Annotated in this window: 14 protein-coding genes; 6 read left to right on the forward strand and 8 right to left on the reverse strand. The window is 74.5% G+C overall.

The annotated features are described in order from the left end of the window. Positions 1-57 precede the first annotated feature (57 nt). The 5 genes from ACEPPI_RS37215 to ACEPPI_RS37235 all read right to left on the reverse strand — a co-directional run bounded on the left by ACEPPI_RS37215 (position 58) and on the right by ACEPPI_RS37235 (position 4,667). Positions 58-309, reverse strand: a complete 252-nt coding sequence (locus tag ACEPPI_RS37215) for a hypothetical protein (RefSeq protein ID WP_373919690.1) — start codon at positions 307-309, stop codon at positions 58-60. Continuing rightward, the gene (locus tag ACEPPI_RS37220; protein WP_373919691.1) at positions 306-1,064 is read right to left on the reverse strand and encodes a hypothetical protein; all 759 of its coding nucleotides are present in this window, start codon (positions 1,062-1,064) and stop codon (positions 306-308) included. The genes ACEPPI_RS37215 and ACEPPI_RS37220 overlap by 4 nt, the downstream gene beginning before the upstream one ends. A gap of 3 nt (positions 1,065-1,067) precedes the next feature. Then, positions 1,068-1,595: a phage tail protein gene (locus ACEPPI_RS37225; RefSeq protein WP_373919692.1), complete on the reverse strand. Its 528-nt coding sequence runs from the start codon at positions 1,593-1,595 to the stop codon at positions 1,068-1,070. Between the two features lie 11 nt (positions 1,596-1,606). After that, positions 1,607-3,199, reverse strand: a complete 1,593-nt coding sequence (locus ACEPPI_RS37230) for a phage tail sheath family protein (RefSeq protein ID WP_373919693.1) — start codon at positions 3,197-3,199, stop codon at positions 1,607-1,609. A 100-nt stretch (positions 3,200-3,299) separates the two neighbouring features. After that, a complete protein-coding gene (locus ACEPPI_RS37235; RefSeq protein WP_373919694.1) occupies positions 3,300-4,667 on the reverse strand; it encodes a DUF2252 domain-containing protein in 1,368 nt (455 codons plus the stop codon). 148 nt (positions 4,668-4,815) lie between these two features. Between ACEPPI_RS37235 and ACEPPI_RS37240 the strand changes: the two genes are divergently transcribed. Together ACEPPI_RS37240 and ACEPPI_RS37245 are read left to right on the forward strand one after the other, a co-directional pair. Further along, the gene (locus tag ACEPPI_RS37240; protein WP_373919695.1) at positions 4,816-5,133 is read left to right on the forward strand and encodes an SH3 domain-containing protein; all 318 of its coding nucleotides are present in this window, start codon (positions 4,816-4,818) and stop codon (positions 5,131-5,133) included. A 195-nt stretch (positions 5,134-5,328) separates the two neighbouring features. After that, positions 5,329-6,297 (forward strand): SMP-30/gluconolactonase/LRE family protein, encoded by a 969-nt coding sequence (locus tag ACEPPI_RS37245; RefSeq protein WP_373919696.1) that lies wholly within the window; start codon positions 5,329-5,331, stop codon positions 6,295-6,297. 38 nt (positions 6,298-6,335) lie between these two features. Here the strand turns inward: ACEPPI_RS37245 and ACEPPI_RS37250 are convergent, their stop codons facing one another. Together ACEPPI_RS37250 and ACEPPI_RS37255 are read right to left on the reverse strand one after the other, a co-directional pair. Further along, positions 6,336-6,743 carry a C40 family peptidase gene (locus ACEPPI_RS37250; RefSeq protein WP_373919697.1) on the reverse strand — a complete coding sequence of 136 codons (408 nt, stop codon included), beginning with the start codon at positions 6,741-6,743 and terminating at the stop codon, positions 6,336-6,338. 602 nt (positions 6,744-7,345) lie between these two features. Next, positions 7,346-8,089, reverse strand: a complete 744-nt coding sequence (locus ACEPPI_RS37255) for an HAD family hydrolase (RefSeq protein WP_373919698.1) — start codon at positions 8,087-8,089, stop codon at positions 7,346-7,348. Positions 8,090-8,319: 230 nt separating this feature from the next. On the opposite strand from ACEPPI_RS37255, the gene ACEPPI_RS37260 reads away from it, so the two are divergent. Both ACEPPI_RS37260 and ACEPPI_RS37265 read left to right on the forward strand, forming a co-directional pair. Continuing rightward, entirely contained in the window at positions 8,320-8,676 is a 357-nt protein-coding gene (locus ACEPPI_RS37260; protein WP_373919699.1) for a zinc ribbon domain-containing protein YjdM, read from the forward strand. Positions 8,677-8,846: 170 nt separating this feature from the next. Beyond that, positions 8,847-9,230 (forward strand): PRC-barrel domain containing protein, encoded by a 384-nt coding sequence (locus tag ACEPPI_RS37265; RefSeq protein ID WP_373919700.1) that lies wholly within the window; start codon positions 8,847-8,849, stop codon positions 9,228-9,230. A gap of 33 nt (positions 9,231-9,263) precedes the next feature. Here ACEPPI_RS37265 and ACEPPI_RS37270 read toward each other — a convergent pair whose 3' ends face one another. Continuing rightward, a complete protein-coding gene (locus ACEPPI_RS37270) occupies positions 9,264-10,139 on the reverse strand; it encodes a LysR substrate-binding domain-containing protein (protein ID WP_373919701.1) in 876 nt (291 codons plus the stop codon). 343 nt (positions 10,140-10,482) lie between these two features. Between ACEPPI_RS37270 and ACEPPI_RS37275 the strand changes: the two genes are divergently transcribed. After that, entirely contained in the window at positions 10,483-10,818 is a 336-nt protein-coding gene (locus ACEPPI_RS37275) for a hypothetical protein (RefSeq protein ID WP_373919702.1), read from the forward strand. 145 nt (positions 10,819-10,963) lie between these two features. Further along, on the forward strand, positions 10,964-13,216 hold the full coding sequence (locus ACEPPI_RS37280) for an FUSC family protein (protein ID WP_373919703.1): 2,253 nt from the start codon (positions 10,964-10,966) through the stop codon (positions 13,214-13,216). Positions 13,217-13,344: the final 128 nt, after the last annotated feature.

The raw sequence follows: 13,344 nt of genomic DNA on the forward strand, positions 1-13,344 counted from the left end.
ACGCGAGACGTCAGGATGTCGCGCGGGCGGGAGCTCTTTCTCTTCCACCTCTGATCATCAGGACGGCCGGGTCGGGCGGGTGACCGCGAAGCCGCGATCATCTTCGTGACGCGCCGTACGCGCCGCCCGGGAGCCCGTCGTCGCAGGCGCGTCCGACAGCGGGCGGGCTCCGGCCGCCGCCTCCTCCTGGGACTCCGCACCCGGCGGGGGAGGGTCGAGCACCGGAGGGAGGTCGAAGAACGAGCGGAGCCGGGGCCGGACCGCCGACGGATCGGGGAGCCCCAGGACGCGGTCGACGAAGTCGCTCATGCCCCGACCGCCTCCAGGTAGAACCGGCGCCGGGCCGCACTGAGCGCGAGGACCTCCTTCTCGCGCCACCCGTACGCCCGGGCCAGGGTGTGCACGTCGCCCAGCAGACCCCGCGCGCACGCGTCGACATCGGCCCACAGGTGCGCCGCGACGTCGAACGGGGCGGCCCAGCCGTGCCCGCAGAGGGCACAGGTCAGGTCGAGCCGGATGTCCGCCCCCGGATCCACGGCGGGCAGCGCGGCGGCGACGGCTTCGAGCACCTCGTCGCCCAGCGCGCCCACGGCCTCCCCGTCCACGGCCTCTCCGTCCAGAGCCTGTCCGTCCACCGCTTCCCCGTCCACGGCGAGCACGCACCGGGTGACCAGACGCCGCCGCGCCCCGGCGCACGCCGTGCCGGCCGCCTCCACCGCCAGCACGTCCCGGCTCGTCAGCGCCCGGAACCGGACGCGGTGCCCCCGGACGGTGACCTCGCCCCGTACCGCCTCCCCGCGACGGCGCAGGTCCGAGAGCGGTACGGCCACTTCGAGTTCCTCCCCGCAGGCGGGACAGTCGGCCAGGGCCTGCACGTCGCCGCGGAAGCACGCGCCCCGCAGCCCCACGAGCAGCGCGTCGCGCGCGCCGAGCGGCAGGTCGCAGGCCTCCTCGAAGGAGTGCCCGCCCGCGGCGGCGGCGAGTGCCACCGCGCGCGCCACCCGCCCCTGGCCCAGACCCTCCTCCCAGCCGCGCAGGAGCCGTTCCTGAGTGAGTACGGCCACCCCTCACACCGCCGGATCGTCGAAGGAGACCTCGGCCGCGGGCGGCAGGGCGATGTCCCGCACCCACCCCTCGTTCTCCAGGCGGATGTGCTGGACGAGCACCGCGTTCGCGTTCGCGTCGAGGTCCGAGAAGGGCTGGTATTCCGACACCCAGCAGTTGAACACGTGGTAGGAGAGCACCTTCTGGCCGGTCTCGTCGTGGACGTCGATGACCAGATCGCGCCGGAAGTCCTTGAGGGAGGTCTCCCGCCCGCCGGCCGCGTTGGCGTAACTCCAGGTCTTGTTCGCCCACTTCTCGAATTCGAGGGCGTTCACGGTGACCCCGCGTTCGAGGACGATCGGGTCGAACTCCACCCGCCCCGGCAGTTTGGAGCTGTTGGTGGGGGCGCCGCCGTCGCGGTGCTTGACCACCTCCACGGTCCGCTTCATCCCGGACACCTTGTGGACCCCGATGAACGGCACGATGCTGTCGCTGTAACGGACCCGGAAACGGAAGTTCTTGAGCGGGTCGACCCGCGCGGTGGTTGCCATCGTCTCGCTCCTCAGACCTGCAGCTGCCCGGCGAGCTGCTCGATGTGGATGATCACGAACTCGGCCGGTTTGAGCGGCGCGAAGCCGACGACGATGTTGACGATGCCCCGGTCGATGTCGTTCTGCGGGTTGTTCTCTCGGTCGCACTTGACGAGGTAGGCCTCCCGGGCCGTCGCGCCCTGCAACGCCCCCTGCCGGAACAGGCCGTTCATGAACGCGCCCACGTTCAGCCGGATCGAGGCCCACAGCGGTTCGTCGTTCGGCTCGAAGACCACCCACTGGGTGCCGCGGTAGAGGCTCTCCTCCACGAACAGGGCGAACCGCCGCACCGGCAGGTACTTCCACTCGTCGGCCAGCCGGTCGGCGCCCCGCAGCGTCCGCGCGCCCCACACCAGCGGGCCGAGTACGGGGAAGGAACGCAGACAGTTCACCCCGAGCTGGTTGAGCCGGCCGTTCTCCAGGTCGGTCATGGCCAGCGCGGGCCCGGTCACCCCGGCGAGGGAGGCGTCGGTGCCGGCCGGGGCCTTCCACACGCCCCGCTGCACGTCGGTGCGGGCCATCACGCCGGCCACCGTGCCGCACGGCGGGACCGTCGTGGGGACCCCGCCCGCCGCCGGGTCGGGAATGACCAGAGGGGGGAAGTAGACGACGGCGTTCTTCGCCGCGTCGCCCGTCACCGGGGGAGTGGTCATCCCGTTGACGGCGGCCTCGATGCCCGTCCAGGAGGCGGGCGGATCGACGATCAGGATCGCGCGCCGGTCCGCGCACAGGGCCGCGGCGGGCGCCAGTGCGGACTGCGGGGCCCCGGGCAGGCAGAGCAGGTTGAAGATGTCGGTCTTCAGGAGCTGGTAGAGGCCCGTCTTCGCGGCCTGCCCGGTCGTGCCGCCCTGGTAGTCGGACAGGCCGGGCGCGGAGCCGTCCGCGCCGCCCCCGGCCTTCGCGTGGCGGGCGGGCTTGGCCTCGTCGAAGGGGTCCTGGCTGGGGTCGGCGGGGGTGATCGCCTCGTGTGCGGCGGGGACCACGTCGAGGACCGGGTTCGTGGCCGGCACGGTGAGCAGGGCGGACGAACTCAGCGCCTTGTCGAGGGAGTTGGCGTCGTCGGGGTGGGAGCTGATGTTGAGGTGGCGCTCGACCGTCCCGGTCCCCCTGTCGAGGACCGTGAGGTTGTACAGGGTCCGCGGGGCGCCGGCCGCGGGCGTCTCGCTGGTGTCGTGGTCGACCCGCGCGTAGAGGGAGTCCCCCCACAGGCCCTCGCCCCGCGCGACGAGCGTGACCGCGCGCGAACCCGCGAGGGTGAGGGTGGAGGCCTTGGCGTTCTTCGTGTCGTCGCCGTCCCCGGTGTGGACCAGCCGGACGATCTCCGCCTCGCTCCCGCCGTTGGCGTAGTACTGGTAGACGGCGTACCCGAGCGGACTGCGCGGGACGACCCCGCCGAACAGCCGCTGGTAGTCGGCGAAGCTCGTGATGTGCACCGGCCGGTCGGTCGGGCCGCGCACGGCCGCCCCGGCGAAGGCGGTCACGGACGTCGGCACCCCGGTGATGGTGTGCACGGCGCTCTTGACCTCGTTGATGTACACACCCGGGAAGGTGGGGCTGACGGGCACGGCCGGTCCCCTCTCACTGTCGGCTGATCCGCAGTCTGCCGACCGTGCGTGACCGGAGCGTCACCTTGGCGTCACGGCGCGTGAGCGTCCTCTCGGCGGGTCATCCCGGGGCCTTCGGGGACGGGCGGGCGGCGTGGGAGGGTGTGGGGGTGTCGGTCAGGGCGGCCGTGAGCGCGGCGTGGTCGGCGAGGGTCAGGTCCGCGTAGGCCAGCGCGAAGCGGGCGACGGCCCGGTCGAAGATGTCCCCGGTGCCCAGGTAGCCCGCGATCGCGATCCGGTCGCCGGTCCGGGCGTGGGCGCGGGCCAGGGTCCGGCCGCACAGCGCCGCGTACTCCTGCAGCAGCACGGGGTCCATGGCGGCGACGTCGGCGGCCCCCTTCATGTCGCGCAGCTGGCGCCAGTAGAAGTGCCGGCCCCCCGGACCGGTGGCCCAGCCGAGGAAGATGTCCGCCGCCGCCTGGATCAGCCGCTGCCCGGCCACCACCCGGTGGCCGGCGTGCCGGTGCGCGGACGCCCCGGCGTGCGGCTCCAGTACGGACGGACCGGCCTCCTTGATCTGGAGGAACAGCGGGTCACCGGCGTCCCGGCCGGTGAGCAGCACCACGAAGCAGCGGGTTCCGACACTGCCGACGCCCACCACCTTCCGTGCCACGTCCACCACCGCGAACCGGTCCAGCAGTAGGCGCCGCTCCTCCGGCAGGGACTCCCGGTAGTCGGAGAACACGCTCCGCACGGTCGCGGCGTCCAGATCGTCCACCGGCTCCAGGAGCGGCGGTTCGTAGCGGATCCGGGGCCGCCCGTCCACGACGTCCGTCAGCTTGTCCAGGGCCTGCAGACTGGTGCGGCGGCGGGCGCGCTCCAGGCCGGCCGCGACTCTTTCGCGGTGCCGGCGCCGCACCAGGGGCAGCACCTGCGCGGTGTCCACCCGCTCGTACCAGACGGCGAGTTCCCCGAGCCCGGCGAGGCGGCGCATGTTCCGCCGGTAGGCGGCGGCGGACGCCTCGGCGGCGGTCAGCGCGGCCGCGTCGTCGTGGCCGTTCGCGCGGGCGGCCACGGCCACGCTCGCCGCCAGCCGTTTGACGTCCCACTCGAACGGTCCGGGGAGCGTCTCGTCGAAGTCGTTGAGATCGAAGAGCAGGGCGCGCTCGGGCGAGGCGTACAACCCGAAGTTCAGCAGGTGGGCGTCCCCGCACAGCTGCACCCGCAGGCCGCTGTCCGCCGTCGTCGCCAGGTCGGCGGCCATCACGGCCGCCGCGCCGCGCAGGAACGGGAAGGGGCCCGCCGCCATCCGGGCGTACCGCAGGGGCAGCAGGTCCGGCAGCCGGCCGGCGCCCTGCGCCGCGAGCACGGCGACCGGGTCCGGCCGCTCGTCGGCCGCCGGCACCCGGTCGTGCGCCGAGCGCGGCAGCCGCTTGCGCTGCGCGCGGCCGTGCCGGGTCCGGTCGTCGGGGGAATCGGACAGCGCCATCCCCCACTCATATCACCGGGTCCGGCCCTCCGCCGATCGGGCGACCGTGCGGTGCGCCGTACGGACGTACGGGGCACGGCGACGCAGGGTCGAGGTCGGTGCCGCGCTCGGTGCGCGGCACGTCAGCGGTGGAGATGGGGAGGCGCGGATGCGCATGTTCAGGAGGATCGCGTGGGCGGGTCCGGCGGCGGCCGCCGCCGTCACCCTCTTCGCCGGGAACGCGCTGGCGACGTCGTCGCCGGCCGAGGGGCTCGTGGTCAGCACCTCCGGGCTCAAGGTCAGGGCCCACGCGAGCACGCACTCCCACGAGGTCGCCACCCTCGACCCCTGGCAGAAGGTCCGGCTCTCCTGCCAGACCGAGGGCGCGTGGGTGGAGGGCAACGACATCTGGTACCGGCTGCACGGCAAGCCGGGCTGGGTCTCGGCCCGCTACGTGCACAACTACACCCGTGTCCCCTGGTGCTGAGCCCGGCCCGCCCCTGAGCCCGTGCCCGGCCCGTCCCTGAGCCCGCCGGGGCGGCCGCCCGGCCCGGCCGGGCGGCGGTGAACGGCGGTTTCCGGCCAGGGCGGTGGCGGGTGGTGCGGGCGGGGCTGGTGCGGGGGAGTCCCGTCGGCCGATACTGCGCCGGGCAGGGTGCCCGATCACGGAGGGGGACCGACGATGCCGATCCGCACGTTCCGTACCGGCCCGCGAACGCCGCGCCGCGGGGGCCGCGCGGCCGTGACCGCCGCCGTACTGGCCGCGCTGGCGGGCGCCCACGCGCCCGCCCCCGCCCAGGCGGCGCCGGCCTGCGCGGACCCGCAGGCCCCGCCCCCCGTCGAGGTGGCCCGGATGCCCGACTGGGTCGAGTCGATCGCCGTGGACGGACGCGGGCGGATGTTCGCCACCGCGTACTACACCGGCCGGGTCTACCGCATCGACGCCCCGGGCAGCACCCCCGTCGCGCTCACCGGCGAGATCGGAGCCAACGGCGGGATCGTGGTCCGCGGGGACGGCCGGCTGCTCGTCGGCACGGGCAACGACCTCGCGCACTCCCTCACCGGCGGCCTCCTGCCGGTCTCGGAGCTGCTGCTGGTGGATCCGGATTCCGGCGGGGTGAGCACGTACGCCTCGGGTCTGGGCGGGATCGACGGCGTCGCCCTCGCCCCCGACGGCACCGTGTACACCACCACCCTGGGCGCCCGGACCATCGGCCGCGTCACCCCGGACGGGCGCGTCGACCCCGCCTGGGCCCGGGTGGGGCAGCCCAACGGGATCGCCGTCTCCCCGGACGGCTCCGAGGTCTACGTGGTCCAGACGACCGTCGCTCCCGGCCTGTACCGGATCCCCGTGAGTGACCCGGTGCACCCGCGGCGGTGGCTCTCCACCGAGCCCCGGGACGCCCTGGCCCTGCCCGACGGGCTCACCCTCGACGGCCGCGGACGCCCGCTGATCGCCACCCACGTGTCGGGACAGATCTGGCGGGCCGAGGGCGCGTCCCTGTGCGCCGTGGAGTCGGGCCTGCACCTGTCCACCCAGATCACCTATGGGCACGGGGACCGGGGCTTCTCGGCGGGGAGGCTCTACCGGGCGGGCGTGGACGGCCGGATCGACGAGGTGCCCGCGGGCGCCGACCCGTCCGGCCGATAGCCGGACCGGTGGTGTGCCGGGGGCGCGCGCCGGTGCGGTCACGAGGCGCGGCCGTAGCGGACGTTTCCGCTCCAGATCCGTTCCAGCCGTACGCGGGTCCCCGGTCTGGGGGCGTGCCAGATCTTGTCGTCGCCGGCGTAGATGCCGACGTGGCCCATGGTGGAGCCGTCGGGGAAGAACACCAGGTCCCCCGGCACCCGTTGGTCCCGGCTGATGTGATCGGTGTGTTCGTACTGCTGCTCCGCGGTGCGGGGCAGCACCCGGCCCGCCTGCCGGAAGGAATAGAGGGTCAGGCCGGAGCAGTCGAAGCGCGCGGGCCCGGCCGCGCCGTGCGCGTACGGGGCGCCCTCCTTGGAGGCGGCCACGACCACGGCCCTGGCGCCGTAGGAGGGGGCGGCGCCGGCGGGTGAGGCGGGGCCGGCGACGCCGGAGGCGGTCAGGAGCAAGAGCAGCGCGAGGGCGCGGGGGAGGCGGGATCCTGGAATGCGGCGAACGGGCCGGTGCGACTTTCGGCAACTACGGGAGACGGTCCTGGATACGGACATCGGGATACCTCCGCGTTCGGATGCGGGCAACGGTCGGTCGGATACCTGCGACGGTCCTGCTTTCGGTGACATGGCTCCCTGGGGTCTGACGGCCGCCCAGTTTTCTCCGAAGGCACACGCGTTTCACTTCCCGGGCACCCTCTGGGTTGTATCGGTTCTGCAAAATATCGGCGAAGCAATGGAAAAATCCCCGCGCATTGGCGTGTTGCCGGTTTCGCCGCGCACACGCGGGCGCACGGGCGCGGCCGTTCGTGATAACGGGAGACCCGACGAGGGCACGAGGACGCCCGGCCCGTTGCGGCCCGGCGTGCACAAACTCACCCTTCTCGCAGTGGTGTTCGATCGAGGTGCGGCCGGTGGCGTGGAGATCCTCGCCTCCGCCCGCAACCGCGGGACGTCCCCGTCGCCGACGTACGGCTGCCGGCCACGAGCCCGATCGCGACCGGCTGCTTCGAGCAGCGGTGCCGGGCGGTCGCCGAACGGGCGGGGGAATGGGCGGGCGGTCAGTTCCAGCAGGGGCAGGATGCCGGCCGGGGGGCGAACACCCGGTCCGCGTCCGGCTCCCCGGCCACCCGGCCGGCGGGCGGGAGCAGGGTGAAGTCCGCCGCCGGGTCGACCTCGTCGAAGGAGGCGAACAGGTGCGTACGCGGGAACCAGTCGCCGAACGGCTCCGGCGAGGCGCCTATGCCGATGAACTGGCTGCCGGTCGCCACCGCCGCCCGCACGTCCCACGGCCCGTCACCCACGCAGACCACGCGCTCGAAGGCGCCTCCGGCCCGTTCGACGGACTGGTGGACGGCCTCGCGCACCAGGTGCTCCCGGAAGGCGTGCTCGCTCGCGGTCACCACCGGCCCGGTCACCTCCAGGGGAGCCAGCTTGGCCTCGGTGACCTCACGCATCGCGCCCGTCGCGAAGGCCACCGCGTATCCGGGGTCCGCGTCCAGTGCCCGCAGGAACGCGGCGGCCCCGGGGATCTGCGCGACGCCCTCGCGGGCCGTCGCGGCCGTGAAGTGCTCGTGGAGCAGGCCGGAGAACCGCTTGGTCTCCGCCTCGCCGGGGAGCCGGCCCGTGTTCTGGCGGAACACCTCGCGGAAGATCCACGCGTCCGTGTGGTGGGTGTACCCGCCCCAGTTCGAGTCCATCTCCGTGAGCCCGCTCTCACGGAGCGCCGCCACGAACGCGGCCACGTGGGCGGGAACGCTGCGCAGCAGCGTGCCGTCGATGTCGAAGACGATCAGGGTGGTCATGGCCTGCTCCCTCGGTCGAACGCAGTGGAGATCCGAAAGAGTAGGGGAAGGGGCTGGACATGCCGTCCAGGGTGACTGGGCACACCGCCCGTACGGTGCGCCCGGACGCGTCCGTGGCCGCAGCCGCCGAGGTGCTCGCCCCCGCGGTCGGTCCCTGGCCGTCCCCGGCCGCGGGTGGCCGGGTGGGGTGGTGGCCGGGCGGTGCCTATGGCCTGAAATACACTGTTCCGGTGACTGACACCTCCGTGCCCCCCTGCCCCGAGTGCTCCGGCGCCTACGCCTACGAGATGGGCGCGCTCCTCGTCTGCCCCGAATGCGGTCACGAGTGGCCGGCCGCGTCCGACGACGGCGCCGCGGCCCCCGCCGAGCGAGTGATCAAGGACGCGGTCGGCAACGTACTGGCCGACGGAGACACCGTGACCGTCGTCAAGGGGCTCAAGGTCAAGGGCAGCCCGAGCGGGATCAAGGCGGGTACGAAGGTGCGCAACATCCGCCTCGTCGACGGCGTGGACGGCCACGACATCGACTGCAAGGTCGAGGGGTTCGGCGCGATGCAGCTCAAGTCCAGCGTGGTCCGCAAGGTCTGACCGCCGCCCCGGCCCGCCCCGGCCCAGGCCGGCTCACCCCGGCCCACCCGGACGGCCTCCGGCCGTCCGGCACGTGTGAAGGGCCCGGCACCGGGAACACGAGGGCCGAGACGGGCGAACGGCGGCGGCTCGCGCCGCCGTTCGCCACCGACCGGAGGAGCGGGGTTCACGTGACCGGACATGTGTGGAGCTACAAGCCGACCGCGGGCCGCCCGGCGGGTGCCGATCTGATCGGCTACCGGGTGGAGGCGACCGACGGAGGCGTGGGCAAGGTCGCCAAGCACTCCGAGGAAGCCGGTGACGCCTACCTGGTCGTGGACACCGGGACGTGGATCTTCGGGAAGGAGGTCCTGCTGCCGGCGAGCACCGTCGTGAGCGTCGACACCGCCGAGCGCAAGGTCTTCGTCGACCGGACCCGGGGCCAGATCAAGAACGCCCCCGCCTTCCACCGCGACACCCACCTCGCCGACCCCGCCTACCGCGAGCGGCTGGGCACCTACTACGGAAACGGCGTCCACGGCACCGGCGGCCCCTTCGGCGGCCGGGTGCTCTGACCGGGGCACCGCCGGGTACGGCCCGGCCGGAGGTCAGTCGAGTGGCGGATGGACCTCCGGGTGGGCGTCCCACCAGGCCTGGTGGAAGGCGTTGTTGCCGACGTCGGCCACGTAGGAGCGGGCCGCCGCGCGGTAGAGGAGTTCCGCCTGCCGGGCCGAGAGCGCGGCCCGGTTCCAGGCGAGGCGGATCCGGCCGGTGACGGGGTCCCCGGCGAGCGGGCGCAGCACCGTCCCCGCGGCCGCCGGGGCCGTCGGCTGGCTCAGGGACACGGCCCGGCCCGCGGCGATCAGGTCGTAGTGCATCTTCCGGTCGGTGATCCGGTAGCGCAGCAGCGGGCTGAACCCGGCCTTGGTACAGGCGGCCACCAGGGCCTCCGGGCCCCCGTCGTCGTCCTCCACCAGGGTCATCCACGGCTCGTCGGCCAGGTCCGTCAGGTCGATGTGCTCCAGGGCGGCCAGCGGGTGCTGCGCCGAGAGCCGGATGCAGAACGGCTTCTTCGCGATCAGGGTCCGGGCCAGGGCCCCCTCGGGGAGCGGCACTTCGTGCTCGTTGACCTCCCCGTACACGATCGCGTCGTAGCGCCCGGCGCCCAGCATCCGGGCCAGGGCCGTCACCGAGTCCTCCAGGTCCACGGTGATCTCCCGCCCGGACATGGCCAGGTCGGTCTGGGCGAGGAGCCCGTCGAGCAGGACCAGCAGGATGCAGCCGAGCCGCAGGGGCGCACCGGGGGCCAGCGCGCGCGCCTCCGCGCCGAGCGCGTCCATCTCGCTGAGCACCCGGCGCGCCCTGGTCAGCACGAACTGGCCGAGGGCGGTGGGCTCCACGCCGTTCCTGCCGCGTACGAACAGCTCCCCGCCGGTGACCGCCTCGATGCGGCGCAGCTGCGCCGAGAGCGCGGGCTGGGACACCCCGAGCCGCCGCGCCGCGGCGCCCAGGCTGCCCGCCTCCGCGATCCGGCCGGCGTCAGCGCCACCCTCAGCCCGTCCTCGGTGCAGTCCGGCAACTCCTCCACCCTGTCCGTCCAGGTCGCCGCGAACACCGCTCCCGGCACCTACACCCTGACCGTCACCGGATCCGGCACCGCCACCCACACCACCACCTACACCCTGACCGTCAGCGGCGGTGGCGGCACCTGCACCCCGGCCCAGGTCGTGGCCAACGGCGGGTTCGAGAACGGCAGCAGCCCCTGGAACGCCACCACCGGCGTCATCACCAACCAGGCCGGGGGAGGTCCCGCACTCCGGCGGCTACATGGCGTGGCTGAACGGCTGGGGCTCCTCCCACACCGACAGCGCCGCCCAGTCCCTGACGATCCCGGCCGGCTGCTCCTCGTACCGGCTCTCGTTCTTCCTGCACATCGACACCGACGAGACCGAGAACGTGGTCTACGACCGCTTCACCGTGTCGGTCGACGGCCAGACCCTGGAGACCCTCTCCAACGTCGACGCCAACACCGGCTACGCGGAGAAGTCGTACGACCTCTCCCGGTTCGCCGGCCAGACCGTCACCCTCCAGTTCCTCGGCACGGAGGACCAGTCGCTCCAGACCTCCTACGTCGTGGACGACGTCACCCTCCGGGTGAGCTGAACCCCGCCCGCACCCGACGGGCCCGCCCGGCCGCCCCCGCACGGGGGAGGCCGTGCGGGCCCCTGCCCGGGGCTGCCGTCCGGGGCCCGCGGTGGGACCCTGAAACGGGGGCCGGACCGAGCAAGGCGGGGCGGGCGGAGTCGCGATGGGTACGCAGACGCACGACGGCGAGGGCACCACCGGCGCCGCGCCGCGCACGGCACCCCGCCGTACGGGGCGCCCCGCCCGGGCCCTCGAACGGCTGCGCACCGGCACCGACCCGACGGCCGCCGCCGCGCGCCGGGCCGTCCGCGTCACCCTGGCCGCCTGCACCGGCTTCTACGTGTTCCTCTATGTCCTGGACCGCCCGGTCAGTGCCACCTACGCCCTGTTCTGCGCGGTCTCCCTCGCCGCCCTCGCCCGGATCCCGGGCACCGGCCGCCAGCGGGCCGCCGTGATGCTGAAGCTCCTGCCCGTCACCTGCGTGCTGGTGACGGTGGGCACCTACCTCGCCGTCCGCACCTGGACCGCCGTCGCGGGCACCCTGGTCATCGGCTTCTGCCTGGCCTTCGTCGCGGCCGCCGGACCCCGCCCCGCGGGGGCGTCCCCCGGGCTGCAGCTGCTGTACATCCTGCCCTGCTTCCCCCCGTACGCCCCGGACACGCTCGGTGAACGGCTGACCGGCACCGTCGTGGGCCTCGCACTGACGGTCCTCGCCGAGGCGTTCGTCCTCCCCGACGCCCGCGCACCCTCCTACGCGGAACGGGTCGCCGCCGCCGCCCGCAGCGCCGCCCGGTGCGCCGCCGCCCTGCGCGAGCCGCCCTACGCCCTGCCCGCCGATGTCACCCGCCAGGCCGTGGCCGCCGGCGAGGCCGTACGCCCGTCCCGGGTCCCGGAAGCCGAGCGCCCCGCAGGCCCCGGCCTGCGCGAGCGCGCGCTGGCGCACACCGGCCTCGCCGCACGCACCCTCCTGGCCCGGCTGCGCGCCCTGCCGCCCCCCGGCTCCGGCACCCCGCCCGATCCCGCGGGACTGGCCCTGCTGGGCTCGGTCGCGGCGGCCGACCGGGAGACGGCCGTCGTCCTCGCGGGGGATCCCGCGACCGCGACCGCCACCGCGGAGGCCGGGGCGGCCGCCCGTGCCCTGCACGCGGCCCGGGAACGGACCGCTGTCCTCCGGCCCGCCACCCCCATCGACCGCAGGCGCCACGCGGCACTGGTGGAGATCGCGGACGCCGCCCTGGTCCTGGGCCAGGTGGCCGACCTCTCCGTCCGCGGGCGCGCGGCCGCACCCGACACCACCGAGGGCCGCTTCTGGTACGCCCGGGTTCATCCGCTGCGGCTCTGGTGGATCCGCCTCTCGGGACACGCCGAACCGCGGTCCGTCCACTTCCAGAACGCCGTACGCATCAGCCTCGCGCTCGCCGTGGCCCGCACCGTGGCCGGACTGGACACCCTGCCCCACGGCTTCTGGGCGATGCTCGCCGTGCTGTCCCTGACCCGCACCACGGCCGTCCAGACCCGGGCCACCGTGCGCCAGGCCCTCACCGGGACCTTCGTGGGCGCCCTCGCCGCCGGAGTCGTCCTCGCCCTCGCGGACGGCGCCGCCCTGCCGTGCGCGATCCTGCTGCCGCCGCTGATGCTCATCGCGTTCTGCGTCGGCCCGGTGCGGGGCGTGGGCTGGATGCAGGCGATGTTCACCCTGGTCGTCGCCCTCGTCTTCGCCCAGCTGTCCGTCGCCACCTGGCAGCTCGCCGAGGTCCGCTTCCTCGACGTGCTCATCGGCAGTGTCATCGGCATGCTGTGCGGACTGCTCGCCTGGCCCAAGGGCGCCCACGACGAACTCGGCCGCTCCGTGGCCAGGCTGCTCAGGGGCGCCGCCGCGCAGGTCGCCGCCACCACGCGCGCCGTGACGGCGGGAGCGGGAACACCACCGGCCGCGTGCGACGACGCCGAGGTCAGGCACGCGCTGTTGCTGGCCGAGACGGCCTACGCCCAGTTCCAGGGCGAGGCCCAGCATCCGGCCGGACCCGGCCCCGACTGGCACAGCGCGCTCATGGCCGGCCACCACGTGCTCTGGGGAGCACACCGGGTCCTGGACGCCGCCGGGGAGCCGGTACCCGCCCCGGACCGCTCCGCCGGCAGCCGCGTCAGGTCGTACGGGGCCTGGGTGGCGGACGGCTTCGCGATGGCCGCCGCCCGCTTCGACGTACCCAAGGGCCGCCGCCGGAGCGGGCCCGGCGAGACGCGGGCGGACGCCGGAGAGGACGCCCAGCCCGGCGGTCCGGACCCCTCGGACGCCACCCGCGACGCACCCCCGCTGTTCTACACCGCCACGGCCTGGCTCGACTCCCTCACCGCCGACCTCGCCCGGATGGCCGCCGCCCACGCCGTCGAGGACCGGCCCCGGCGACAGCCCTGACCGCACGGCCGCTTCGTCGGGATTGCGGCAATCCCGCGGCGCTCGCGCCAGGCCCGCACGGGCCCGGTACCCGCGTCCGGTCCCCGCGCCGCCCGGCGGAGCCCCAGGCCGCGGGCGCCGCCGCCGCC

It is taken from the genome of Streptomyces sp. AB3(2024) (assembly GCF_041862025.1).
Taxonomy (GTDB): domain Bacteria; phylum Actinomycetota; class Actinomycetes; order Streptomycetales; family Streptomycetaceae; genus Streptomyces.

Bases quoted from the DNA above. Each gene is read 5' to 3' on its own strand.
- ACEPPI_RS37215 (WP_373919690.1), bottom strand. From the start codon at position 309: ATGAGCGACTTCGTCGACCGCGTCCTGGGGCTCCCCGATCCGTCGGCG.
- ACEPPI_RS37225 (WP_373919692.1), bottom strand. From the start codon at position 1,595: ATGGCAACCACCGCGCGGGTCGACCCGCTCAAGAACTTCCGTTTCCGG.
- ACEPPI_RS37235 (WP_373919694.1), bottom strand. From the start codon at position 4,667: ATGGCGCTGTCCGATTCCCCCGACGACCGGACCCGGCACGGCCGCGCG.
- ACEPPI_RS37240 (WP_373919695.1), top strand. From the start codon at position 4,816: ATGCGCATGTTCAGGAGGATCGCGTGGGCGGGTCCGGCGGCGGCCGCC.
- ACEPPI_RS37245 (WP_373919696.1), top strand. From the start codon at position 5,329: ATGCCGATCCGCACGTTCCGTACCGGCCCGCGAACGCCGCGCCGCGGG.
- ACEPPI_RS37255 (WP_373919698.1), bottom strand. From the start codon at position 8,089: ATGACCACCCTGATCGTCTTCGACATCGACGGCACGCTGCTGCGCAGC.
- ACEPPI_RS37275 (WP_373919702.1), top strand. From the start codon at position 10,483: ATGGCGTGGCTGAACGGCTGGGGCTCCTCCCACACCGACAGCGCCGCC.
- ACEPPI_RS37280 (WP_373919703.1), top strand. From the start codon at position 10,964: ATGGGTACGCAGACGCACGACGGCGAGGGCACCACCGGCGCCGCGCCG.